Annotated in this window: 19 protein-coding genes; 10 read left to right on the top strand and 9 right to left on the bottom strand. The window is 73.8% G+C overall.

Translation table 11 applies throughout. The annotated features are described in order from the left end of the window. Positions 1-56 precede the first annotated feature (56 nt). The 4 genes from CHR28_RS15555 to CHR28_RS15540 form a co-directional block, all read right to left on the bottom strand. The gene (locus CHR28_RS15555; RefSeq protein WP_094054230.1) at positions 57-2,105 is read right to left on the bottom strand and encodes a CocE/NonD family hydrolase; all 2,049 of its coding nucleotides are present in this window, start codon (positions 2,103-2,105) and stop codon (positions 57-59) included. Between the two features lie 16 nt (positions 2,106-2,121). Continuing rightward, positions 2,122-3,435 (bottom strand): ATP-grasp domain-containing protein, encoded by a 1,314-nt coding sequence (locus CHR28_RS15550; RefSeq protein WP_256984265.1) that lies wholly within the window; start codon positions 3,433-3,435, stop codon positions 2,122-2,124. 278 nt (positions 3,436-3,713) lie between these two features. Continuing rightward, positions 3,714-6,134 carry a SpoIIE family protein phosphatase gene (locus tag CHR28_RS15545; protein ID WP_094054228.1) on the bottom strand — a complete coding sequence of 807 codons (2,421 nt, stop codon included), beginning with the start codon at positions 6,132-6,134 and terminating at the stop codon, positions 3,714-3,716. Between the two features lie 162 nt (positions 6,135-6,296). Beyond that, on the bottom strand, positions 6,297-6,974 hold the full coding sequence (locus CHR28_RS15540; RefSeq protein WP_094054227.1) for a GntR family transcriptional regulator: 678 nt from the start codon (positions 6,972-6,974) through the stop codon (positions 6,297-6,299). 97 nt (positions 6,975-7,071) lie between these two features. Here CHR28_RS15540 and CHR28_RS15535 point away from each other — a divergent pair, with 97 nt between their 5' ends. Genes CHR28_RS15535 through CHR28_RS15520 form a run of 4 tightly spaced genes read left to right on the top strand, consistent with a single transcriptional unit; the run spans position 7,072 to position 12,019 of the window. After that, positions 7,072-8,292, top strand: a complete 1,221-nt coding sequence (locus CHR28_RS15535) for a sarcosine oxidase subunit beta family protein (protein ID WP_094054226.1) — start codon at positions 7,072-7,074, stop codon at positions 8,290-8,292. 13 nt (positions 8,293-8,305) lie between these two features. Beyond that, positions 8,306-8,587 (top strand): sarcosine oxidase subunit delta, encoded by a 282-nt coding sequence (locus CHR28_RS15530; protein ID WP_094054225.1) that lies wholly within the window; start codon positions 8,306-8,308, stop codon positions 8,585-8,587. Next, entirely contained in the window at positions 8,584-11,418 is a 2,835-nt protein-coding gene (locus tag CHR28_RS15525) for a sarcosine oxidase subunit alpha family protein (RefSeq protein ID WP_094054224.1), read from the top strand. Before CHR28_RS15530 ends, CHR28_RS15525 begins: the two co-directional genes overlap by 4 nt. Next, a complete protein-coding gene (locus CHR28_RS15520) occupies positions 11,411-12,019 on the top strand; it encodes a sarcosine oxidase subunit gamma (RefSeq protein ID WP_094054223.1) in 609 nt (202 codons plus the stop codon). The genes CHR28_RS15525 and CHR28_RS15520 overlap by 8 nt, the downstream gene beginning before the upstream one ends. Positions 12,020-12,091: 72 nt before the next feature. Here CHR28_RS15520 and CHR28_RS15515 read toward each other — a convergent pair whose 3' ends face one another. After that, a complete protein-coding gene (locus CHR28_RS15515) occupies positions 12,092-12,736 on the bottom strand; it encodes a LysE family translocator (RefSeq protein ID WP_094054222.1) in 645 nt (214 codons plus the stop codon). A gap of 111 nt (positions 12,737-12,847) precedes the next feature. Between CHR28_RS15515 and CHR28_RS15510 the strand changes: the two genes are divergently transcribed. Then, complete coding sequence (locus CHR28_RS15510) at positions 12,848-13,300, top strand: Lrp/AsnC family transcriptional regulator (RefSeq protein ID WP_094054221.1); 453 nt, start codon at positions 12,848-12,850, stop codon at positions 13,298-13,300. A gap of 96 nt (positions 13,301-13,396) precedes the next feature. Beyond that, the gene (locus tag CHR28_RS15505) at positions 13,397-14,050 is read left to right on the top strand and encodes a DUF5701 family protein (RefSeq protein WP_094054220.1); all 654 of its coding nucleotides are present in this window, start codon (positions 13,397-13,399) and stop codon (positions 14,048-14,050) included. A 56-nt stretch (positions 14,051-14,106) separates the two neighbouring features. Here the strand turns inward: CHR28_RS15505 and CHR28_RS15500 are convergent, their stop codons facing one another. After that, complete coding sequence (locus CHR28_RS15500; RefSeq protein WP_094054219.1) at positions 14,107-15,603, bottom strand: MFS transporter; 1,497 nt, start codon at positions 15,601-15,603, stop codon at positions 14,107-14,109. 232 nt (positions 15,604-15,835) lie between these two features. Here CHR28_RS15500 and CHR28_RS15495 point away from each other — a divergent pair, with 232 nt between their 5' ends. Continuing rightward, positions 15,836-17,350, top strand: coding sequence for an MFS transporter (locus tag CHR28_RS15495; RefSeq protein WP_094054218.1), 1,515 nt, complete (start codon positions 15,836-15,838; stop codon positions 17,348-17,350). A 4-nt stretch (positions 17,351-17,354) separates the two neighbouring features. On the opposite strand, the gene CHR28_RS15490 is transcribed toward CHR28_RS15495, so the two are convergent. Then, the gene (locus CHR28_RS15490) at positions 17,355-18,068 is read right to left on the bottom strand and encodes a hypothetical protein (RefSeq protein ID WP_094054217.1); all 714 of its coding nucleotides are present in this window, start codon (positions 18,066-18,068) and stop codon (positions 17,355-17,357) included. A 218-nt stretch (positions 18,069-18,286) separates the two neighbouring features. Between CHR28_RS15490 and CHR28_RS15485 the strand changes: the two genes are divergently transcribed. Continuing rightward, positions 18,287-18,754: a MarR family winged helix-turn-helix transcriptional regulator gene (locus tag CHR28_RS15485; protein ID WP_094054216.1), complete on the top strand. Its 468-nt coding sequence runs from the start codon at positions 18,287-18,289 to the stop codon at positions 18,752-18,754. Positions 18,755-18,834: 80 nt separating this feature from the next. Continuing rightward, a complete protein-coding gene (locus CHR28_RS15480) occupies positions 18,835-19,836 on the top strand; it encodes a pirin family protein (protein WP_094054394.1) in 1,002 nt (333 codons plus the stop codon). Positions 19,837-19,890: 54 nt separating this feature from the next. Here CHR28_RS15480 and CHR28_RS15475 read toward each other — a convergent pair whose 3' ends face one another. Beyond that, positions 19,891-20,802 carry an NAD(P)-dependent oxidoreductase gene (locus tag CHR28_RS15475; protein WP_094054215.1) on the bottom strand — a complete coding sequence of 304 codons (912 nt, stop codon included), beginning with the start codon at positions 20,800-20,802 and terminating at the stop codon, positions 19,891-19,893. Between the two features lie 137 nt (positions 20,803-20,939). On the opposite strand from CHR28_RS15475, the gene CHR28_RS15470 reads away from it, so the two are divergent. Further along, positions 20,940-21,593: a TetR/AcrR family transcriptional regulator gene (locus tag CHR28_RS15470; RefSeq protein ID WP_094054214.1), complete on the top strand. Its 654-nt coding sequence runs from the start codon at positions 20,940-20,942 to the stop codon at positions 21,591-21,593. 33 nt (positions 21,594-21,626) lie between these two features. On the opposite strand, the gene CHR28_RS15465 is transcribed toward CHR28_RS15470, so the two are convergent. Continuing rightward, entirely contained in the window at positions 21,627-24,122 is a 2,496-nt protein-coding gene (locus CHR28_RS15465) for a SpoIIE family protein phosphatase (RefSeq protein ID WP_094054393.1), read from the bottom strand. Positions 24,123-24,134 lie beyond the last annotated feature (12 nt).

Below are 24,134 nucleotides of genomic sequence, written 5' to 3'. Positions count from 1 at the left end.
TGCGACGAACGTACCTCCTGGCGGCCCGGATCGGACCGGCGCGGACGCCGGAACTCCTACAACAGGTCGCGCGGCACCTTCTCGTTCCAGGTGCGGGAGAACACCCGGCGGTCCGCCTCGTACGCGTCCAGCGTCGCGTCGACGAAGAAGTCCGTCTCGTCGCAGCTGAGCCGCGTACGGGTCACCACCCGCACGTCCCAGTCGTCCCGCCGGAACGCCATCGTCCATGTGGACTCGCCCGCGGCCGAGGTGAAGTCGTCGGCGACGGCCGTGTACCGCTCGTGGGCCCGGCGGCCGGCCTCGATGCCGGTGTCCTCGAAGCGGACCGTGCCCCGGTCCTTCACGATGTCCAGCTCGGCCTGGTAGCCGACCAGGTCGCGCTTGACCTCCCAGCGCTCCTCGGGCGGCGTCAGCTGACGCGTCTCGAGCGGGGGAGTGCCCTCCGGCTCCCCGAACGGCGACGACGGCACCTCGTCGGGCTCGTCGACCGGCCGCACCGGCAGCGTGAGCGTGCTGGACCGCTCGTACACGCTGAGCAGCGCCGGCTTCGGCGGCGGCCAGGCCAGCGGCCAGTACGACGTGGACAGCGAGAGCCGCACGCGGTGCCCCGGCGGGAACGCCTGCGCCACGCCGTTCAGCGGAATGGTCGCCCGATAGCGCCGGCCGGGCTCCAGCGGCTCGGGGGACTCCGTGCTGTCGCGGCGGGTGAGATTGAGGATGCCGTACGACACGCGCGTCGCGGCGCCGTCGGGACTCACGTCGGACAGCCGCGCGGCCACCATCGCGACCGGCTCGCTGACCGACAGGTCGAGTTCCACGGTCGGCGAGCCGAGGATCTCCAACTGCTCGGTCAGCGGCTCGCTGTCGAAGACCAGGGAGCCGCCGTCCTCCTCCCGCTGGTCGTACGGCAGGTCCGGGGGAGCGTTGTAGGAGGCCCACTTGCCCGCGAACTGGCCCACGGACAGCGGCGACCGCACGGTCATCGCCTCCCCGTCGCCGTCCCCGTCCGGGCCGGTGCCGTCCGGGTCCCGCGGCGGCCCGATCGTGTGCCGGGTCAGCGGGTGCGTCACCTGGCGGATGTGCGGGGAAGGCCAGTGCGGCTCGCCGACCCAGCGGCCCGGCCGCTCCTCGTAGGAGGTGGAGGGCGGCACGCTGTCCTGCATCCAGGTCCGCAGCATGGGCCCGTCCATGACGCCGTTGTCGACGCCCTTGAGCCAGTGGTCCCACCACCGCACCAGTTCCTGGAGGTAGCCGATCGCCGGGCCGGGCTCCCCGAGGTGCGGGAACTTGTGCGACCACGGGCCGATCAGGCCCTTGCGGGGCACGTCCAGGTGGCCCAGCAGCCGGGTCACGGCGTTGGAGTAGCCGTCCGCCCAGCCGCTGGAGGCCAGCACCGGGCAGCGCACGGCGGAGTAGTCCTCGCACACGGAGGCGTGCCGCCAGTAGTCGTCGCGGCGCTGGTGGCGCAGCCACGGCAGCACCCACGGCTCGGTCTGCTCCAGCCGCTCGTGCCACATCTCGCGCCAGCGCTCGCCCACCACGGCCGGGTCGGGCGGGCAGGTGCCGTAGGCGAACATGGTGCCCGCCTCGGCGAGGTTGTCCGACAGCAGCGCGCCGCCCATGTAGTGCATGTCGTCGGCGTGCCGGTCGTCGGTGAAGGAGGCGATGGCGATGGCCTTCAGGCTCGGCGGCCGGCGGGCCGCCACCTGCAGCGCCGCGAACGCGCCCCAGGAGATGCCCATCATGCCCGTGCCGCCGTCGCACCACGGCTGCTCCGCCAGCCAGGCCAGCACCTCCTCGGCGTCGGCCTGCTCCCGCTCCAGGTACTCGTCGCGCAGCACGCCCTCCGAGTCGCCGGTGCCGCGCAGGTCGACCCGGACACAGGCGTAGCCGTGCCCGGCGAGGTAGGGGTGGTGGATCGAGTCCCGTACGGCCGTCAGGTCGCGCTTGCGGTACGGGATGTACTCCAGCACCGCCGGCACCGGCTCGGTGTCGGAGGAGGTGGGGCGCCAGATGCGCGCGGAGAGCCGGACCCCGTCGGACATCGGGATCGTGACGTGCTCCTCCTCCTTGGTCGCGTACGGCAGGTTGGTCACGTAACGCATGGAACCCACGTGCTCCTCACTTCCGCGTGGCGCCGGCCTCGGGCGGGGCGTCCTCGAAGACGAGGCCCAGGGCGGCCACGCAGTGGTCGAACTTCTCCCGCAGCTCCTTCTCGTCGGCCCCGCCGGTGTAGATGTGCGCCAGCTCGTAGCTGTAACTGTCCTGTCCGGGGAGGTCGGAGAGCCGGTCACCCGCCTCGGGGATCACCTCGATGCGCACGCCCGGGGTCTCCCGCTCGACGCGGTCGATCTCCTCACGGCTCGGCACCCGGCGCACCACGCCGTCGGTGAACCAGCGGTGGTACCACTTGGCGGCCATCGCGTACTCGCCCTCGCCCTGCGGCATGCGCGGGTCCTCGCCGAGGGCGAGGCGCACCATGCAGTGGTGGTTGGGCACGCCGTCGACGTAGCGGAACAGCTCCGCGTGCGACTGGGAGTGCCGGGGGTTGATCTCCAGCAGATTGATCTCCTGCGTGTGCGGGTCGTAGAAGTACTCGATGCTGAAGGTCGCCGAGTCCATGCCGATCTGCCGCATCACGCGCTTGCTGACGTCGTGCAGCTGCGCGACGACCGGTGGCGGCAGCATCGAGGGGTACTGGTGGCGCAGGAAGCTGGAGGAGTCCGGGTAGTTGATGGAGTCCAGCACGCCGTAGACGGTCACCTCGCCCTGGTGGACGTAGCCCTCGACGGCGACCTGGACGCCGGACATCGACTCCTCGGCGAGGCAGACCCGGCCGCCGACGCCGTCCATCTCCGGTGGCACGTCGATGCGTTCCAGGATGTGCTCGAAGGGCCGGCCGATCCGGGAGATGCCCTCCCGGATCTCGGCGACGGCCTTGTGGAACTCCTCCTCGTCGGCGACGCCGAAGGCGAGTTCGGAGGAGTAGGACAGGGCGGGCTTGACCCACATCGGGAACGCCACGCCCTCCGGCGGCCGGGGCGGATCGGCCGACAGGTCGACCCGGCCGAAGCGCGGGTGCCGGTCGGTGGCCTTGCGCTGCTCCAGCCGGCTCCAGTACTTGTGCTCGCACTTGACGACCGATTCCAGGCTGGTGCTGCGGGTGCCGTAGCGCTCGCTCAGGATCGGCACGAGCGTGCTGACGGGGAAGTCCCAGTAGCCGACGATCGCGTCGACGCTGCCGTCGAAGCCGTCCAGCACGCGCTGCGCCTTGTCGAGCAGCGTGGGCAGGTGCACCTCGCCGACCTGGAGTTCCTCGATGGTCAGCAGCTGGTGGAAGCGCAGCCGTTCGGCTCCCGGTACCTGCCGCAGAGTCGGCACGTTGGCCTCGTCGAGCCCGATCACGAAGATGTTCTTGACCGTCTCGTCCGACACGGCTCTCCTTCCGACGTCCGGCCCGGGGGCCGGAGATTGCAAGATCGTCGGAGTACCCGCTGTGCCTGCCGGCATTCCGCCGGCGCACCGCGCGGCCCGGCCTGGAGGCGCTGTCTGCTGCTGCCCGGCGACCTCACCGGCCCGGCGTTCTGCCGGGATGCCGTGGAACGGACGGGCAGGGCCGCCATGAGCGGGTGGAAGTAGGCGTAGACGTTCGTTACACCGTCGGGGAGGCCACCGCCGTGACCGGCGGCATCGTCGACACGACGTGACCCGGCTCACTCCCCGTCGGACAGGGGCAGCTCCGCCCAGATGGTCTTGCCCGTGGCCGTCTGGCGGCTGCCCCACCGCTCGGCGAGCTGGGCGACCAGGAGCAGACCGCGTCCGCCCTCGTCGAAGACCCGCGCCCGGCGCAGATGCGGCGCGCTGCTGCTGCCGTCGGACACCTCGCAGATGAGGGTCGCGTCGCGGATCAGCCGCAGCTCGATGGGGGCGCCGCCGTACCGCAGCGCGTTGGTGACCAGCTCGCTGACGATCAGCTCGGCGGCGAACTCCGCCTCCGCCAGGCCCCATTCGGCCAGCTGGCCGCCCGCCATCTTGCGGGCCCGGGACACCGCCGCCGGTTCGGGCGGCAGTTGCCAGGTGCGGACCCGCTCCTCGCCGAGCACGGCCGTGCGGGCCAGCATGAGCACGATGTCGTCGGCGGGACGGCCGGCCGGCACCGCGCGCAGCACCCGGTCGCAGGCCTCCTCCAGGCTGTCGGCCGGGTCGCTCAACGCCCGGCGCAGCAGGGCGACCCCCACCTCGACGTCACGGCCCGCCGCCTCGATCAGGCCGTCGGTGTAGAGGGCGAGCAGGCTGTCCTCCTCCAGCAGCACCTCGGAGGATTCGAACGGCAGCCCGCCGAGGCCGAGCGGCGGACCGGCCGGCAGGTCGAGGATGCGGACGTCGCCGCCGGGCGTGACCAGGGCGGGCGGCGGATGTCCCGCGCGGGCCATGGTGCAGCGCCGGGACACCGGGTCGTACACGGCGTACAGACAGGTGGCGCCGATCTGCCCCGACGTCTCCTCGGCGCCGCGCGTCTCCGGGCCCTCCTCCCGGTCCAGCCGGATGACGAGGTCGTCCAGCTGGGTGAGCAGCTCGTCGGGCGCGAGGTCCACGTCCGCGAGCGTGCGCACGGCGGTCCGCAGCCGGCCCATCGTGGCCGACGCCTGGATGCCGTGGCCCACCACGTCGCCCACGACCAGGGCGACCCGGGCGCCGGAGAGCGGGATGACGTCGAACCAGTCGCCGCCGATGTCCGCTCCCGGCGCGGCCTGCGGGGGACCGGAGCCGGTCGGCAGGTAGCGGTAGGCGACCTCCAGCGCCGCCAGCCGCGGAGGCCGCTCGGGCAGCAGGCTGCGCTGCAGCGCCAGCGCCGTGCGGCGCTCACGCGTGTAGCGGCGCGCGTTGTCCACGCTCACCGCCGCACGGGCGACGATCTCCTCCGCGAGCAGCAGGTCGTCCTCGCTGAACGGCTCCGGGGTCCGGTGCCGCAGGAAGTGCACCAGGCCCAGGGTCAGGCCCCGGGCGCGCAGCGGCACCATCATCACCGAGTGGATCAGGTGCCGGGTCATGGACTCCGCACGGGCCGGGGACGTCCTGAGCCACTGGCGCAGCTCCGGATCGCCCGGCCGGCGCCGGGTGGCCCGGCCCGCGGCCAGGGTCCGCAGCGGGAGCGTCCCCACCGGGTAGCGGGTCGCCTCCCCGGCGGCGACCACCGACTCCGGGCAGCCCCCGAGCACCGACCGCTGCGCGGTGCGCCGCACGGTGACCGGCGTGTCCGCCGGCAACGGACCCGGCTCCGCGCCCAGCGCCACGGACTCCAGCAGATCCACGGTGACGAAATCCGCGAACCCGCCGACGGCCACCTCGGTGAGCTCCTCGGCCGTCCGGGTGACGTCCAGCGTGGTGCCGATCCGCAGACTCGCCTCGTTGAGCACCGCCAGCCGCCGCCGGGCCCAGTACTGCTCCGTGGTGTCGAAGACGGTCGCGGACATGCCCCGCACGGCTCCGGCCTCGTCCTTCACCGGCGACAGGTACATCGACCAGGCGTGCGGCCGGGTCTCGCCCGGGGCCTGGCTGTGGTCCTCGTGGAAGATCATCTCGCCGGTGCGCAGCACCTCCCGCTGCAGCCGGTCGTACTCCTCGAAGGGCGGGCCGGGCTGGATCTCCCGCAGCGTACTGCCCCGCATCTCCTCCTCGGTCCGGCCCATGACCTGCGTCATGATCTCGTTCGCGGCGACGAGCCGGGCCTGCCGGTCGTAGACCGCCACGGGCACGGGGAGCTGGGAGAGCGTGAGGTCCCACAGCGCCTTCGGCCGGTGGCCGGTGCGCCGGGCCAGGTGGGCCGGGGCGCTGCCGGTCACCAGCCACAGCCGCCCGCCGGCCGCGTCCAGCAACGGCGTCCCCTGCAGCCGGACCACGACCCGGTCGCCGTCCCGGTGCCGCAGCGCGACCTCGCCGGACCACGGCTGCCCGTCGCGCACATGCCGTCGCGTGGACGGGGGGAGGGCGGCGGCGAGCAGCTCCGTGACCGGCCTGCCCACGATCTCTGCTGACTCGTGTCCGAGCAGACGGCGTGCGCCGTCGCTCCACACCAGGACGGCCCGGTCGGCGTCGACCACCACCGCCAGGTCCTCCGGTACGCGTCCCTCCACGGTGCCTCCGGATATGACGCCCTCGGCTGCTCATGATGTTTCTGCCCCGATTGTCCCGCTCCCGCCTGCGCGGGGCGCGTCTGCCGGCCGGGACGCTCCACTTCACCCTGCAAAAGCAGTGTGAAGCCAGGCGACCGGTGAGGACGTGGCGGCGGGCGCGCCTCAGAGGGCGGCGCGGATGGCCCGCTCGAAGCCCTCGACGTGCTCCCGGGCCAGCCGCGCCGCCCGTTCCGGCTCACCCGCGACGACCGCCTCGATCAGCGGCCCGTGCTCCTCGACATGGCCGGCCATGCCGGGCAGGCGGTCCAGGAACAGGCACCAGATGCGGGTGGCGAGGTTGTCGTGGCGGACGAGGGTGTCCTCCAGGTAGGGGTTGTGCGCGGCCGCGTAGATCGCGCGGTGCACCGTGAGATCGAGGTGCATGAGCTCGGCGTCCTGCCGGCCGGGAGCGGCGCCGGTGAGCTCCTGCCGCAGCGCGGTCAGGGCCGCCCGGTCCGCGGCCGTGGCGCGGCGCGCGGCGCGGGCGGCGGCCAGCGGCTCCAGCTCCAGGCGCACCTCGGAGATGTGGGCCAGGTCCGTGATGTTGACCTCGGTGGCGAAGGTGCCGCGCCGGGGATACGTCGTGATCAGCCGCTCGTACTGGAGGCGCTTGAGCGCCTCGCGCACCGGCGTGCGGCCCACGCCGAGGGACTGGGCCAGCTGCTCCTCGTGGATCGGCGCGCCCGGGCGGATCTCCAGCATGACGAGCCGGTCCCGGACGGCGCGGTAGGCGCGTTCGGCGAGAGACAGCTCCTCGCCGCCGGGTTCACTGCCCCGGGGCTCGGTCGCCAGCTGCTGCATGAAGGCCCCCTTGACCTGTCCGGCGAGCTCCCATACCGTACCGCACAGTCTGATATATCAGTTGTGCATGAGTCGGCCGTCAGGATGGAGCCCCGGCATGACCGAGCGACCGCCGCCCGAGCACCCCGACTTCCTCTGGCGCAACCCCGAGCCGCGCTCCTCCTACGACGTCGTCATCGTCGGCGGGGGCGGCCACGGCCTGGCCACCGCCTACTACCTCGCCCGCAACCACGGCATCACCGACGTCGCCGTGCTGGAGAAGGGCTGGCTGGCCGGCGGCAACATGGCCCGCAACACCACGATCATCCGCTCCAACTACCTCTGGGACGAGAGCGCCGCCCTCTACGAACACGCCCTGAAGCTGTGGGAGCGGCTCCCCGAGGAGCTGGACTACGACTTCCTGTTCAGCCAGCGCGGCGTCCTCAACCTCGCGCACACCCTCCAGGACGTCCGCGAGGGCGTGCGCCGCGCGAGCGCCAACCGGCTCAACGGCGTCGACGCCGAGTGGCTGGAGCCGGACCAGGTCGCCGAGGTCTGCCCCATCCTCGACGTCTCGCCCCGCACCCGCCATCCGGTCCTCGGCGCCACCTATCAGCCCCGGGCCGGCATCGCCAAGCACGACCACGTCGCCTGGGCGCTGGCCCGCGCCGCCGACGCCCTGGGCGTCGACCTGATCCAGGGCTGCGAGGTCACCGGCTTCCTCAAGGACGGCGACCGGGTCGTCGGCGTCGAGACCGACCGCGGCCGCATCCACGCCGGGCGGGTCGGCCTGGCCGCGGCCGGCCACAGCAGCGTGCTGGCCGCCCGGGCCGGCGTCCGGCTGCCCGTGCAGTCCCATCCGCTCCAGGCACTGGTCTCCGAGCTGCACGAGCCGGTGCACCCGACCGTTGTCATGTCCAACCACGTGCACGTCTACGTCTCCCAGGCGCACAAGGGCGAACTGGTGATGGGCGCGGGCGTCGACTCCTACAACGGGTACGGGCAGCGCGGCTCGTTCCACGTGATCGAACGGCAGATGGCCGCCGCCGTCGAGCTGTTCCCGGTCTTCGCCCGCGCCCACGTGCTGCGCACCTGGGGCGGCATCGTCGACGTCACCCCGGACGCCTCCCCGATCATCGGCCGCACCCCCGTGACGGACCTGTACGTCAACTGCGGCTGGGGCACCGGCGGTTTCAAGGCCACCCCGGCGGCAGGCTGGACCTTCGCGCACACCCTCGCCACGGGTGAGCAGCATCCGCTCAGCGCGCCCTTCGCCCTCGAGCGCTTCACGACGGGCGCCCTGATCGACGAACACGGCGCGGCGGCCGTGGCCCACTGAGGAGGACACCACCGTGCTGCTGATCACCTGCCCGTGGTGCGGCCCGCGCGACGAGACCGAGTACCACTACGGCGGCCAGGCCCACGTCCCGTACCCCGAGAACCCGGCCGGCCTCACCGACGAGGAGTGGGCCGCCTACGTCTTCTACCGCGACAACCCCAAGGGCGAGTTCGCCGAGCGGTGGATGCACGGCACCGGCTGCCGCCGCTGGTTCAACGTGCTGCGCGACACCGCCACGCACGAGGTGCTGGCCTCCTACCGGCCCGACGAGCCCCGCCCCGGAGGGACCCGATGACCGACCAGCGTTTCCGGCTCCCGCACGGCGGGCGGATCGACCGCGGCACCGTACTGCGGTTCACCGTCGACGGACGGGAGCTGACCGGCCACCCCGGTGACACCGTCGCCTCCGCCCTGCTCGCCCACGGCCTGACCGGGGCCGCCCCCTCCCTGTACCGCGGGCGCCCGCGCGGCATCGTCGCCGCGGGCGTCGAGGAACCCAACGCCCTGCTGCGACTCGACGGACCGTGCGCGGAGAGCATGCTCCCGGCCACGACGGTCGAGCTGTACGACGGCCTGTCCGCCACCACCCTCTCCGGCCGGGGCCGGCTCGACCCGAGCCCCGACCCGGCCGTCTACGACAAGAAGTACGTCCACACCGACGTCCTGGTCGTCGGGGCCGGACCGGCCGGCCTGGCGGCCGCCGCCACCGCCGCGGGCTCCGGTGCCCGCGTGCTGCTGCTCGACGACCAGCCGGAGCCCGGCGGTGCGCTGCTGTCCGGCGGCCTCGACCGGGTCGCCGGACTGCGCGCCGCGCTCGACGCCGCCGAGGAGGCCGTCGTCCTGCCGCGCACCACCGCCGTCGGCTCGTACGACGACAACTACGTGCTCGCCCTCCAGCGGCGCACCGACCATCTGGGGCCCGCCGCACCCGAGGGCGTCTCCCGCCAGCGGCTGTGGCACATCCGGGCGCGCCGGGTGGTGCTGGCGACGGGCGCGCACGAGCGGCCGCTGGTCTTCGCCGGCAACGACCGGCCCGGGGTGATGCTCGCCGGGGCCGTCCGTACCTACCTCGGCCGGTACGGCGTCGCGGCGGGTGCGCGGGCCGTGGTGAGCACCACCCACGACAGCGCCTACGACACGGTCGCGGACCTGCACGCCGCGGGCGTCGAGGTGGCGGCGGTCGTCGACGCGCGCGCCGAACGCTCCGCGCGGGCGGCCGAGGTCGCCGCCGCGACCGGCGTACGGATCCGCACGGCGAGCGCGGTCACCGGCACGGCCGGCGAGACGCGGATCACCTCCGTCACGGTCCACGGGATCGACGCGGACGGCGCACCCACCGGAGCACCCGAGTCGTTCGACTGCGACCTGCTCGCCGTCTCCGGCGGCTGGAACCCCGTGGTGCACCTGCACAGCCAGCGCCAGGGCCGGCTCCGCTGGGACGAGGACCGGGCCGCCTTCGTCCCCGACGGGGCCGTGAAGGGCCAGCGCGTCGTGGGCGCGGCCAACGGGACCTACGACCTGGAGGGTTGTCTGGCCGAGGGAGCCCGGGCCGGGGCGCTGGCCGCGACGGAGGCCGGCTTCCCGGTGCCCGTGCCGCCGCCCGCCACCGCGCCGCCCGCCGCCCCGACGCGCCCCCTGTGGCTCGTCCCCGGCACCGACGGCACCTGGGACACCCACTTCGTCGACCTCCAGCGCGATGTCACCGTCGCCGACGTGCGGCGGTCCACCGGCACCGGCATGCGCGGGGTCGAGCACGTCAAGCGCTACACCTCGCTCGGCACGGCCAACGACCAGGGCAAGACGTCCGGCGTCAACGCCATCGGCGTGCTCGCCGCGATCCTCGGCGGTTCGCCCGGCGAGATCGGCACCACCGCCTACCGGGCGCCGTACACGCCGGTCGCCTTCGCCGCCCTGGCCGGGCGGGAGCGCGGCGAGCTGTTCGACCCCGAGCGGACGACCTCCCTGCACGCCTGGCACGTCGCGCACGGGGCGGTGCTCGAGAACGTGGGGCAGTGGAAGCGGCCCCGGTACTACCCCCGGCCCGGCGAGGACATGGACGCGGCCGTGGCCCGCGAGTGCCGCGCGGCGCGCGAGGGCGTGGCCTTCATGGACGCCTCCACCCTCGGCAAGATCGAGATCCGGGGCGCGGACGCGGGCGAGTTCCTCAACCGCGTTTACACCAACGCCTTCAAGAAGCTCAAGCCCGGCACCGCCCGCTACGGCGTGATGTGCAAGCCCGACGGCATGATCTTCGACGACGGGGTGACCCTGCGCCTCGACGACGGCCGCTACTTCATGACCACCACCACCGGCAACGCCGCCGCGGTCCTGGACTGGCTGGAGGAGTGGCTGCAGACGGAGTGGCCCCACCTCGACGTGTACTGCACCTCGGTGACCGAGCAGTGGGCGACGATCGCGGTCGTCGGCCCGCGCTCGCGTCAGGTCCTCGCCCCGCTCGCACCGGAGCTGGACCTGTCGCCCGAGGCGTTCCCCTTCATGGCCTTCCGCGAGACCACGCTGGCCTGCGGCGTCCCGGCCCGTATCTGCCGGATCTCCTTCTCCGGCGAACTCGCCTACGAGATCAACGTCTCCGCCTGGTACGGCCAGGCCGTCTGGGAGCGGGTGCACGCGGCCGGGCAGCCGTACGGCATCACCCCCTACGGCACCGAGACCATGCACGTGCTGCGCGCCGAGAAGGGCTACATCATCGTCGGGCAGGACACCGACGGCACGGTCACCCCGCAGGACGCGGGCATGTCCTGGGCCGTGTCGAAGCAGAAGGAGTTCATCGGCAGACGCTCCTTCTCCCGCGCCGACACCGCCCGTGCCGACCGCAAGCAGCTGGTCGGCCTGCTGCCGGTCGACCGTACGACCCGCCTGCCCGAGGGCACCCAGCTGGTCGCCCCGGACGTCTCCCTGGAGACGGTGCCCGTGCCGATGCTCGGGCACGTCACCTCCAGCTACCACAGCCCGGCCCTCGGCCGCCCCTTCGCCCTCGCGCTCGTCGCCGGCGGGCGGTCCCGGATCGGCCGCACCCTGCTCGCCCCCGTCGGCGACGAACTGGTGCCCGTCGAGGTGACCGACTGCGTCCTCTACGACCCGGAAGGGACCAAGCGCGATGGCTGAGCCCATGACCGACGCACGGGTGAGCCCCCTGGCCCACCTGGCGGAGCGGATGCGCGCCGCCGCCGTCACCGGCCCCCGGGGCGTGACCCTGACCGAGCTGCCGTTCCGCACCCTGGTGAACCTGCGCGCCGACCCGGTCTCCGACGCCGCCGAGCGCCTGGCGAAGACCCTGGGCGCGCGGCTCCCGGACCACTGCGGACACACCACCGCGTCCGGACGCCATGCGCTGTTCTGGCTCGGCCCCGACGAGTGGCTGGTGTTCTCCGCGGCCGACGGGGCGGCCCTGACCGCCGAGTTGCGGGAGGCCCTCGGGCCGGATTCCGGGTCGGTCGTCGACGTCTCCGCGCACCGCACCACCCTGGAGCTCGGCGGCCCGGCCGCCCGGCAGGTCCTGGAGAAGGGCTGCCCGCTGGATCTGCACCCCCGGGCCTTCGGGCCCGGCCGGGCGGTGTCGACCACGGTCGGCCCCGTCGCCGTGCTGCTCTGGCAGGTCGACGACCGGCCGGTCTACCGCCTGTTCCCGCGTTCCTCGTTCGCCGACCACCTGGCGCGGTGGCTCATCGACGCGATGGCCGAGTTCGGCGGACCGCCGGTGCCGTGACCGGGACCGTCGCGGTGCTCGGGCCGGGGGCGTGAGGAGGGCGGTCGCGGTGCTCGGGCCGAGGGTGGGCCGTCAGCTTCCCAGGCGCTCCACCAGCAGCAGACCGCCGATGACGATCATCAGCACACCGGAGGCCCGGGTGACCGCCCGGGCCACGGTGGGCCGGGTCCTCAGGACCGTGCGGGCCAGCACCCCGACCCCGAGGTAGACGACGGCGCACGCGGTCATGTGCAGGGCGCCGAGCAGACCGGTCTGGGTGGCGACCGGCCAGCCGCTTCCCGGGTCGATGAACTGCGGGAACAGCGAGAAGTACAGCAGCAGCGCCTTCGGGTTCAGCCCGCTGGTCCCGGCGCCCTTGAGCATGACCCGCAACCGCGAGGAGCCGGCGGCGCCCGCCTCCGGTCCGGCGCCCGCCTCCGGTCCGGCGGACGCCGGCTCGGCCGGATGCCGCAGCGCGTCCCAGCCGAGCCACACCAGATAACCGGCCCCCGCGACGGTCAGCGCGGTCAGCAGGGTCCCCGAACTCGCCACGACCACGACCAGGCCCGCCACGGCCAGCAGCGTGTAGCCCGCGTAACCGGCGATCAGCCCGGCGACCGCCGGCACGACCGACCGGTCCCGGAGGCCCGCCGTGATCGCGAAGGCCCAGTCCGCGCCGGGGGTGAAGACCAGCAGCAGGTCCAGGGCCAGGAAGGCCGCCAGTGTCGTCGTGTCCATGAAGCGATCCCTCTCACGTGCCGCGGTGCGAGAGGAAGGCTAGGCCGGATCAGCGCGTAAGTGTTCCCGCATTTACTCCATGATCGCGTCTTCTGGGGCAGAATCTTCGCCATGGATGCCCTCGACCGGAAAATTCTCACCGAGCTCCAGCGGGACGGCCGTCTCACCGTCACCGAGCTGGCCGCCCGCGTGCAGCTGAGCGTCTCGCCGTGCCACCGCCGGCTGCGCGACCTCGAACGCGAGGGCGCGATCCGCGGGTACCGGGCGGTGGTGGACCCTGCCGCGGTCGGCCTCCACTTCGAGGCCCTCGTCTTCGTCACCCTGCGCTGGGAGGACGCCGACACCGTCTCGGCGTTCGAGGAGGGCGTGGCCGCCGTCCCGCACGTGCTGCAGGCCCAGCGTCTGTTCGGCGACCCGGACTACCTGCTGCGCGTCGCCACCACCGACCTGGCCGCCTTCCAGCAGCTCTACGACCAGCGCCTCGCCCGGCTGCCCGGCGTCCAGCGCCTGAACTCCACGCTCGTCATGAAGCACGTGGTGGACGACCGGCCGCTGCCCGAGTGACCGGACGCGGGCCCGCTGCCCGCCCGGGCGGGAACGCCCCGAAGTGCCCGGTCGTTGCAGAGGAGTTCACCCGCGTCGCCGATCCGAGGGAGCATCGTGCCCAACACCCGGCCCGACCCGTCCACCGCCCTGCCCGCACTCCCGGCCCCGAGCGCGCAGGCCGAGCGGCTGATCGAGCTGGGGGTGCACGAGATCGCCGGGCTGTCCGCCGACGAGGTCCGTGCCGTCGCCGCCGGAGCCGACGACGGTGCCCTGCTGGCCGTGCACCCGGACCGGGCACCGGCCTCCGCCCTCGCGCCGCTGCTGCGCCGTGAGGGCAAGCCGGGCTTCGTCGTCGTCGACATGCCGGACGTCGACGGGTTCACGCCCTGCGGCGTCGAACTGCCCGACGCGCCGCTCTACGCCCTCATGGGCGTCGACCGGGGCGACCGCATGGCCGACTGGAGCCCGGCCGAGGCCCTGCCCGCGCTCACCGGTGAGGGCCGCTCCCCGCTCGTCCTCACCGAGGGCATCCACTGGCTGCTCCAGCAGCCCGAGGCCCTGGAGCGCAACCGCTGCTTCATGACCATCGGCTCCCGGCTGCGCAAGGCCGACGGCGCGCTGGACGCCCGTACGCCGGCCATCTGGATCAGCAACGGCACCGGGCGGGACGGCCGCGAGCGCCGCAACGCCCCGAAGGTCGGCTGGTGCTGGTGGAACAACCGCCACACCTGGCTCGGCTTCGCCTCGGCGACGCACCGCGGGGCGTAGCCGGCGGTCCCCGGGCGCCGCGCGGCGCCCGGGGACCACCCGTCGGGAAGCGGGGCTCAGAACCTGGGGCGCGGAGCCTGGGCCTCGACGAGCTCCGCGGCCTCCGCCTCCGTCTCGACGGACGGCGGGGAACCGGCCAGGGGCTTGTCGGCGGTCTCCCGCATGCACAGGACGGCGACGACGCCGACGGCCGCCGCGCCGGTGGCGTAGTACGCCGGCATCAGGGTCGAGTCGAAGGTGCTGATCAGCGCCGTGATCACCAGGGGAGTGGTGCCGCCGAACACCGAGGTGGCCAGGTTGTAGGCCACCGACAGGGAGCCGTAGCGCACATGCGTGGGGAAGATCGCCGGGAGCGCCGCCGACATCGTGCCGAGCATCGCCACCAGCGACAGCCCCATCAGCAACAGCCCCAGGGAGATCAGTACGACGCCGCCCTGCCGGATCAGCAGGAAGGACGGCAGCGACAGGAAGAGGAAGCCCAGCATCCCCGTCATCAGCAGCGGCTTGCGCCCGAAACGGTCCGACAGCCGCCCGACCCGGGTGATGACGCACATCTGCAGCACCATCACGAGCAGCAGGATCAGCAGCCCGTGGTGGGTGCCGTAGCCCAGCTCGTCCGACAGATAGGCCGGCATGTACGACAGCAGCATGTAGTCGGTGATGTTGTACGCCGCGACCAGCGCGAGGCACAGCAGCAGCGGCCGCCAGTACCGGGTGAAGATCGTGCCGAGATCGGCCGCCGCCGAGGTCTCCGCGCTCTCGGCCGCCTCGCTCGCCTGTGCCTGGCCGCCCTCCAGCTTCCGGAACGCGGGCGTCTCGTCCAGCCTCAGCCGCAGATACAGCCCGATGAGGCCGAGCGGCGCCGCGACCAGGAACGGGATCCGCCAGCCCCAGGAGAGCATCTGCTCGTCACTGAGGAGGATCTGCAGCACGACGACGAGACCGGAGGCCCCGACGTAGCCCGCGAGCGTGCCCAGCTCCAGGAAGCTGCCGAAGAAGCCGCGCCGCTTGTCCGGCGCGTACTCCGCGATGAACGTGGAGGCGCCGCCGTACTCCCCGCCCGTCGAGAAGCCCTGCACCAGCCGGAAGAAGATCAGCAGGGCCGGGGCCCACAGACCGATGACGGCGTGCGAGGGGATGAGGCCGATGGCGAAGGTGCCCACGGCCATCATGATCATCGTGAGGGAGAGGATGCGCTTGCGGCCGACCTTGTCACCGAGTGGCCCGAAGACCATGCCGCCGACCGGACGCACCAGGAAGGCCACCGCGAACGTCGCGAAGGAGCTCAGCAGCTGCGCGGTGTCGTTCCCGGACGGGAAGAAGACCCTCCCGATGGTCGAGGCCAGATAGCTGTAGATGCCGAAGTCGTACCACTCCATCGCGTTGCCGAGCGCGGCCGCCTTGGTGGCGCGTTTGACCGCCGCCTCGTCGGTCACCGTGATGTCGCTGCGGCGCAGCTTCGGGTGGCGCCGCTTCTCGATCGCCCGGAACAGCACCCGGTGCCGTCTCACCGCCGCCGGATCCAGCGATGCGTCGTTGTCGGGCGCCGCCATCAGTCGTTCCTTTCGCCGAGTGGTCTACTCCAAGCAGAACGCCTGCACAGATCTCGCGTCCTCAAACGACCCCCTTCGCGTGGCGTCCGGTCGATCACCGCGCGTGAGGAAGGGCGACCCCGCGCGGGACCGGCGCCCGCCCGGGGTCGCGCACGGGCGCCCGGTCGTGTGTGCTGGTGCCCTGGTGGGGAACCTGGTTCGCCCGGGTCGGTCCCTGGCGGAAGGAGCTCATGTGACGGCATCGGCGCCGGGCGGCGGGAGCCAGGGCGCACCGGAGAGCGACTACGAGCCGGAGCCGCGCCGCTGGCGGGCCCTGTGGGTCACCCTGGTCGCCGGCTTCATGAGCCTGCTGGACGTGTCGATCGTGGCGGTGGCCCTGCCCACCATCCAGCAGGAGCTGCACGCCTCCGCCGCGCAGGTGCAGTGGGTGGTGTCCGGCTACGCCCTGAGCTTCGGACTGGCCCTCGTCACCGCCGGCCGCCTCGGCGACGCGCTGGACCGGCGCCGCATCTTCCTGCTCGCCCTCAGCGGCTTCGTGCTGTTCAGCGCGGCCTGCGGAGCGGCCCCCGGCATCGCCCTGCTGGTGGCGGCCCGGCTCGCCCAGGGCCTGGCCGCCGGCTTCATGGCACCGCAGAACTCCGCGCTCATCCAGCAGATGTTCCGGGGTGCGGAACGCGGACGCGCCTTCGGCTTCTTCGGCGCCACCGTCGGCATCTCCTCCGCGGTCGGCCCCCTCGCGGGCGGTCTGATCCTCGCGCTGGCCGACGGCCCCCAGGGCTGGCGGTGGATCTTCTACATCAACGTCCCCATCGGCATCCTCGCCGTGCTCCTGGGCCGCCGCCTGCTGCCCCGCACCCGGCGCTCCGGGCGGCAGCACGTGGACCTGCCCGGCGTGCTGCTCCTCGGCCTGGGCGTCCTCGCGCTGATGTACCCGCTGGTGCAGGCCGAGGCGGGCGGTCTCACCCGCCTGTGGTGGCTGTTCCCCGCCGGTGCCGTCCTGCTCGTCGTCTTCACCCTGTGGCAGCGCCGGCTGCTGGCCCGGGGCACCCAGCCGCTGCTCGACCCGCGGCTGTTCACCGAGGTGCGGGGCTACGCCGTCGGCGCCGGCGTCGGCACGCTCTACTTCATCGGCTTCAGCGGCATCTGGCTGGTCTTCGCCCTCTTCTACCAGCACGGCCTCGGCTTCTCACCGTTGCGCTCGGCCCTCGCCGTGACACCGTTCGCCGTCGGCTCGGCCTGCGCGGCCGCCGTCTCCGGCCGGCTGGTGGACCGCCTCGGGCGCCTGCTGACCGTGGGCGGGCTCACCGGGGTGATCCTCGGGCTCGGCGGCACCGCGCTGCTGCTGCGCTTCGCGCCCCTGGACATCGCGCCCTGGCTGGCGGCGCCGGCGCTGTTCCTCGGTGGCCTCGGCGGCGGCTGTGTGATCTCCCCGAACATCACCATGACCCTGCGGGACGTGCCCGTGCGCATGGCCGGGGCGGCGGGCGGCGCACTGCAGACCGGGCAGCGGCTCGGCGCCGCCGTGGGCACCGCAGCCCTGCCCGGCCTCTTCTACCTGGTGCTCGGCCACCGCGACGACGACTACCGCGGCGCCCTCTTCCTCGCCCTGGTCGCCGGCATCGTCGGCATGGCGGCGTCCCTGGCCCTCGCCGCGTTCGACTGGCGCCGCGACCGGCGCGCCCGGCAGCCGCACCGCACCTGCCCGGACGACGTCGCCAACAGCCCGGTACACGCCCGGCAGAGCTGAGACGTCAGGCGTCGGCGGAGGCGGGGTCCGACAGCTCACCGCGCAGGGCGGCCAGGACGAAGGCCGTCATCGACGCCAGGCCCAGCACGGCGAGCGGCCCCCAGATCGCCGGGATCGCCCAGAGCGGCCAGTCGTTGGCCGACCGCGCCCAGAGCGTCAGGATCGCCAGAACGCCCAGGACGGCACCGTGCCACCGCACGACCTGCCCCGCCGTCGCGTGCCGGCGGTCGCCGCGCCGCAGGAGCGGCCACACCACGCCCACCAGTCCGGCCAGGCCGAACGAGAGACAGGCCAGCGCCCCGCCCAGCCGGTCCGCCGGCCACCCCACGGGCCCGTCGGCCGTCTGCTGCCGCCGGCCCTCGGCGTCCCGGACCTCGACGAGCCGCCCGCGCCAGATCACCCCGACGACCCTCTCGCCGGGCGCCATCTCGGACAGCACGGGCTCCGTGTTCGGGAACGTCACGTGCCGGGCGGCGCCGGAGGACGGCACCAGCACCGCCTCGGGGGACTCGTGCCGCTCCCCGCGGTTCATGTCCGCCGAGCGCACGGTGAACTCCCGCTCCCACCGGCATTCCGCTGCCCGCGCCGGTGCCGTGCCACAGACCGGCGCCGCCTGGTACGCCCGCTCCCGCTCCAGCGCGCCGCGCACCTGGACGGCGGACACCACGCCGACGACGAGCGCCACGCCCGAGAGCACCAGCCACACGACGGACCTCATCGCACCGCCCCCCGACGACCCCACCGTTCCCCGCCCGTTCAGCCGCTGTCACCACGTGAGGGCCGGTGACCCCCTCCGACCGGCAGATCATGCCAACGATCAGCCCACTCGTCGAGCCGGGCCCCATCCGGTCCACCACCGGCGCGATCTCCCCCGTGCCCCCCTACGCGGGCGGCTCGCGCACTGGATGATGTGTCAACCATGCGTAGACTGCGCCCATGGCAGAGGAACCGCGATGGCTGACGCCTCAGGAACAGCGCGCCTGGCGGGGGTTCGTCCGGCTGCAGGAGCGGCTCGGAGGACGCCTCGGGCGTCTGCTGCAGTCGGAGTCGAACGTGTCGCCCGCCGACTTCGCGGTCCTGGTGCACCTGACGGACGCCCCGGACGGACGCCGTCGCCCCCAGGACCTGGCCCGCGCCCTGGAGTGGGAGAAGAGCCGGATGTCCCACCACATCGCCCGCATGGCCGGGCGGGGCATGGTGGTGCGCGAGGAGTGCCCCGAGGACGGCCGTGGCGCGTTCGTGGTGATCACGGACGCCGGGCGCGCCGCGATCGAGGCGGCCGCTCCGCGTCACGTCGCCGCCGTGCGCGAATTGTTCATCGACCACGTCACGCCGGCGGAGCTGCGGGTCCTGGCCGAGATCTCCGAGCGCGTCCTCGCCCGGATGGACGAGGACCGGACCTGACGAGGTCCGCCGTGGTCATCCAACCGCCCGCGTGACATAGTAGTTGATGTGACAACTAGAGCGGGTGAGGGGTGGTCCCGGTGAGCAACGTGGAAACCGCGCCGGAGGAGCTGCGCTGCGGCACGACCGCCGACGGCGGGGCGACGCCCGGGACGCCGCACGTCGAGGTGCTGTCCGCGCGGGAGGTGCCCCTCGGCGGCCCCCGGGCCCTGCCCGTGCGCCGGACGCTGCCCCAGCGGGCCAGGTCGCTGATCGGCGCCTGGTGCTTCGCCGACCACTACGGCCCGGTCGACGCCACCACGACGGGCATGGTCGTGCCCCCGCATCCGCACACCGGCCTGCAGACCGTGAGCTGGCTGTTCAGCGGCGAGATCGAGCACCGCGACAGCCTCGGCAGCCACGCCCTGGTCCGCCCCGGCGAGCTCAACCTCATGACCGGCGGGCACGGCATCGCCCACTCGGAGGTCTCCACCCCGGCGACGAACGTCCTGCACGGCGTCCAGCTGTGGGTGGCCCTGCCCGACGAACACCGCGACACCGCCCGGGACTTCCAGCACCACGTGCCCGAGCCGGTACGCGTCGACGGCGCCGCCGTCAGCGTCTTCCTGGGCTCGCTCGCCGGCAGCACCTCCCCGGTACGGACGTTCACGCCCCTGCTCGGCGCCGAGATCACCCTCGATCCGGGAGCGACGCTCACCCTCTCCGTGGACCCCGCCTTCGAACACGGCCTGCTCGTCGACAGCGGGGACGTCCGCCTCCTCGGCACCCCGCTGGAACCGGCCGAACTCGGCTACGTCCCCAGTGGATCCGGCACCCTGACGCTCGCGAACGACGCCGACGCCCCCGCCCGGACGATCCTGCTCGGCGGGCCTCCCTTCGAGGAGGAGATCGTCATGTGGTGGAACTTCATCGCCCGCTCGCACGAGGAGATCGCGCAGGCACGCGAGGACTGGGCGCGGGGCACCCGGTTCGGCGTCGTCCAGGGCTACGACGGCGATCCCCTCCCGGCACCGGCCCTGCCGAACACGCCGCTCAAACCCCGGGGCAGGGCGCGCGGCGGGACAGAGCGCACGGCGGGGTGAGGGCGCCCGCGGTGGGACAGGCCGCGGGCCGGGCCGACCGTATGCCCGACGGCGTCAGCGCGGCCGGCGGGCCGGGGGAGTGGGCGGGGCGGGGGCCGCGGCCGTCCGGGCCTCCAGGGCGTGCAGGACCGCCACCATGTCCTCGGCGCCGTGGCCCCGCGCGACGGTCTCCTCGTAGAGGGCGTGGCAGAGGTCGAGGAGCGGGGACGCCAGGTCCGCCGCGCGGGCGGCCTGCGCGATCAGGCGGTTGTTCTTCAGGACGTCCGCGGCGGCCGCCTGGACCGTGAAGTCGCGCTCCAGCAGCTTCGGCGCCTTGACCCGGGAGACGGCGCTGGCCATCGGGCCGGCGTCCAGCACGTCCCGCAGCAGCCGCTGGTCGACGCCGTGCCGGTCGGCGAAGTGGAACGCCTCGGCGAGCCCCGTGACCAGGGTGATCAGGAACAGGTTCACGGAGAACTTCATCAGCAGCGCGCCCGGCACCGCCCCGCACCCGAACGCCTCCCGGCACATCGGGGCGAGCAGGGGCCGGACGGCCGCCACGGCGTCGTCGTCGCCGGCCAGCATCCCCACCAGCTCGCCCCGCTCCGCGGGGACGCGCGAGCCCGACACCGGGGCCTCGACGTACCGCCCGCCCGCGGCGCGGACGTCGTCCTGCAGGCCGCTGGAGTACTCCGCGGACGTCGTGCCCATGTGGACGACGGTGCGTCCGGCGACACGCGCGGCGAAGTCCGGGCCGCCCCGCCCCAGCACCGCGTCGACGGCGGCCTCGTCGGCCAGCATGAGGAACACCGTGCCGCACCGCCGGAACACCTCGGCCGCGCTCGCGGCGACCTCGGCGCCCGCGGCACGCACCGGAGCACACCGCTCCGCGGTGCGGTTCCACACCACCGGCCGCATCCCGGCACGGGCGAGGTTGAGCGCCATGGGCTGCCCCATGACCCCCAGTCCGATGAAACCGACGTCCACGACGCACCGCCTTGTCCGGCTCTCGCGCGAGCCGATCCGCTCTGCCGCCCTCCGCTATGACAGCGGTCATAGTAGCCCTCGTTATGACACCGGTCATAGAGTGGCGGCGAGACGGGCGGACGTGGCGGAGGTGCGCGATGGCGGGGGCCGAGCGGGGGCCGCGCGAGCGGATGGTGTTCAGCGCGGCCCAGCTGATCCGGCGCGACGGGGTCGTCTCCACGGGCCTGCGCGAGGTGGCCGTCGAGGCCGCCGCGCCGCGCGGGTCGCTCCAGCACTACTTCCCCGGCGGCAAGACCCAGCTGGTGGACGAGGCCGTCGGCTGGGCGGGCCGCTACGCCGCGCACCGGGTCGCGCGGTACCTGGCCGCGCTGCCCGAGCCGACCCCGAGCGGGCTGTTCGCCGCCATGGTGAAGCAGTGGACCGACGAGTACGAGACCGCCGGCTTCGCGGGCGGCTGCCCGGTCGCCGCCGCCACGGTGGACTGCGCCGAGTCGGTGCCCTCCACCCGGGAGGCCGCCTCCGCCGCGTTCACCGCCTGGACCTCGGCGGTGGCCGGGGCCCTGGTCGAGACGGGCGTGCCCGAGGACCGGGCGGGACAGCTCGCCACACTCATGATCAGCGCCCTGGAGGGAGCGATCCTCCTCGCCCGGGCCGAGCGGGACGTCCGCGCCCTGACGGCCGTGGCCCGCGAACTCGGCCCGCTGCTCGACGCGGCGGTCCGCACCGACGACCGACCCGGTCGCGGCGCTGCGCACACCGACCCGGCCGCGGCGGGGCGCACCGACGGCTGACCGGCCGCGGCACGCCCCGTCCCCGCCCGGCGGTCATCCCACCCGGATGCCCACGATGCAGGTGTCGTCGTCCGTGTCCGACTTGCTGTACGTCAGCAGGCGGTCCAGCTGCTGGTCGAGGGTGGTGGGCGCCGTGCGCGCGGTGGTCAGCAGCTGGGTCAGCGACTCCTCCACGGGCCGGTCACGGCGTTCGATCAGACCGTCCGTGTACATCAACAGCGTGTCCTCGGCGGCGAGCTGCATCTCCTTCTCCTCGTACGAGGCCTCGGGCACGGCACCGAGCAGCAGCCCCCTGCCCAGCGGCAGCGGAGCCGCCTCGGTGTCCCGGACCAGGACCGGGGGCAGATGGCCCGCCCGGGCCCAGCGCAGCGTGCGCCGCTCCGGGTCGTACAGCCCGCACACCGCCGTCGCCGTGACGGCGCCGGTCAGATGGTGCGCCACGATGTTCAGCCAGGACAGCAGCTGTCCGGGACCGGCGCCGGTCACCGCGAGACCCCGCAGCGCGTTGCGCAGCACCACCATGCTGGTCGCGGCCTCGATGCCGTGCCCGGCCACGTCCCCGACGCACAGCAGCACCAGCCCGGACGGCAGGACGACGGCGTCGTACCAGTCGCCGCCCACCAGCTGCTCGGTCTCCGCCGGCCGGTAGCGCACCGCCACCTGCAGCCCGGCCACCTGCAACGGCGCCTGGGTCGGCGGCATGATGGCGTGCTGCAGCTGCAGGGTCAGCCGGTTGCGCTCGGTGGCCTGCTGCTCGGTGTGCGCCAGCTGGTCCCGGGTGGCGGCCAGCGCCACCTCCGTCCAGTGCTGCGCCGAGATGTCCTGGCAGGCGCCGCGCACCAGCAGCAGCCGGTCGTCGGTGTCGAGCACCGGCTCGGCGACGATCCGGATGTGCCGGGTCACCCCGTCCGGCCGCTGCAGCCGGAAGGCCGCGGCGGCCGGCCGCCGGTGGTGCAGCAGGGTGCGCAGGAAGCGGCGGATGGAGACCCCGTCGTCCGGGTGCGCGTGGGCGGGCAGCTCCTCCAGCGGCACCGGCGTGCTCGACTGCGGGCGCCCGTAGAGGTCGAACAGCTGCCCGTTCCAGGTGATCTCACCCGTGAGCACGTTCTCCTCGAAACCGCCGATCCGGCCGAGCCGCTGCGCGTTCTGCAGCAGGCTCGCCAGCCGCGCCGTCTCGTCCTCGATCCGCCAGATGAGGAGCACCGAGGTGCCGTGCCGGCTGATGCTGATGTCCGCGACCGCCGACAGCGGCACCTGGTCGACGAGCGCGGTGAGGTTCATCCGCCGCGTCCGGAACGGCTCACCGGTGGCGTAGACGCGCTCGACACGCTGGAACAGCTCGCTGTCCCCGGCGGCCATCGGATAGGCCTCCAGCAGCAGCGCGCCGCTGACGACCGCCCGGGGCCGCCCGGCCGGGTCGAGGAAGCGGTTGTTGACGTGCTGGATGCGGAAGTCCACCAGATGCCCGTCGGCGTCCAGATGCGGCACCAGCACCAGGGCCGGGTCGTGCAGCCCGTCGGCCAGGTCCATCAGCTCGGCGACGTCCGGCACGACACGCGGCTCCTGCGCCCCGGTCGGCTGCGGCGTGTACATCTCCAGCGTGTGCGCGCACAGTTCCGCCAGCGCCTCCACCTGGCGCACGACCTGCGGGGGCTGCGGCTCCAGCGGAGCGGGCCAGGCGATCTCCAGCACGCCGTGGACGCGGCCCCCGGTGCCGGCGGGCAGGGCGGCCCGGCCGCCGTCCGGATGGTGGTGCAGCCCGATCGTGGGCAGCCCGGTCTCCTTCAAGGCGGTGATCCAGTGCCCCTCGCGTTCGACGAGGCCCCGCCGCGCCACCGTCACCACGTCCGGCGGGACGTAGCGCCAGCGCGTGGCCTCGGCGGGGGCGAAGCCGGCGCTGCCCGCCAGGGTGAGCGAACCGTCGGGTCCCGCGGCCCATATGGCCACGGCCACCGCGCCGAGGGGACGCAACGCCTGCTCCAGCAGGGCGTCGGCCACGGCCTGCGTGTCGTCCGCCGCCAGCACGCCGCTCTCGGCGACGCGCAGCCGCACCGCCGCCGACTCGGCCTCCGCCTCGTCGGCGGCCTTGGTGGCGGCGAGAAACGCGTCCGTCACCTCCGACATCCGGTCCCGGGCGGCCTGGTTGATGACGTCGACGGCGAGTTCCAGGGGGCTGACCTGGGCCTGCTCGGCCAGCTCGGTCAGCTGGCGGGCGGCCTGGGCCGGTCCGCACTTCAGCCGCTCGACCAGGACGCCCTTGGCCAGCTCGATCAGGGCACGCCCCTCGGACTCCGCCTGGGCGGCCCGGACCTCCCGGCTGAGCCGCTCCACGGTGGCCGCCAGCCGCCCCACCGGTGAGGCGGCGGAGACACCGCCGAGTTCCGCGAGCAGCGCATCCGGGGACACCAGCTGCCCGTCGGCGACCACCCACTGCTCGTCGGACGCCCCGTCGGCGAAGTCGCGCCGCGGCTCGTCGGCCGGACGCGCCGGCTCCTCGGCCTGACGCGGCTCGCGCGGCTGCTCGGACATGGTCACGGTCTC

It is taken from the genome of Streptomyces sp. XY006 (genome assembly GCF_002237655.1).
Lineage (GTDB): Bacteria > Actinomycetota > Actinomycetes > Streptomycetales > Streptomycetaceae > Streptomyces > Streptomyces levis.
Note: the sequence above shows the minus strand (reverse complement) of the source record. Positions and strands in the feature narration are given on the sequence as shown.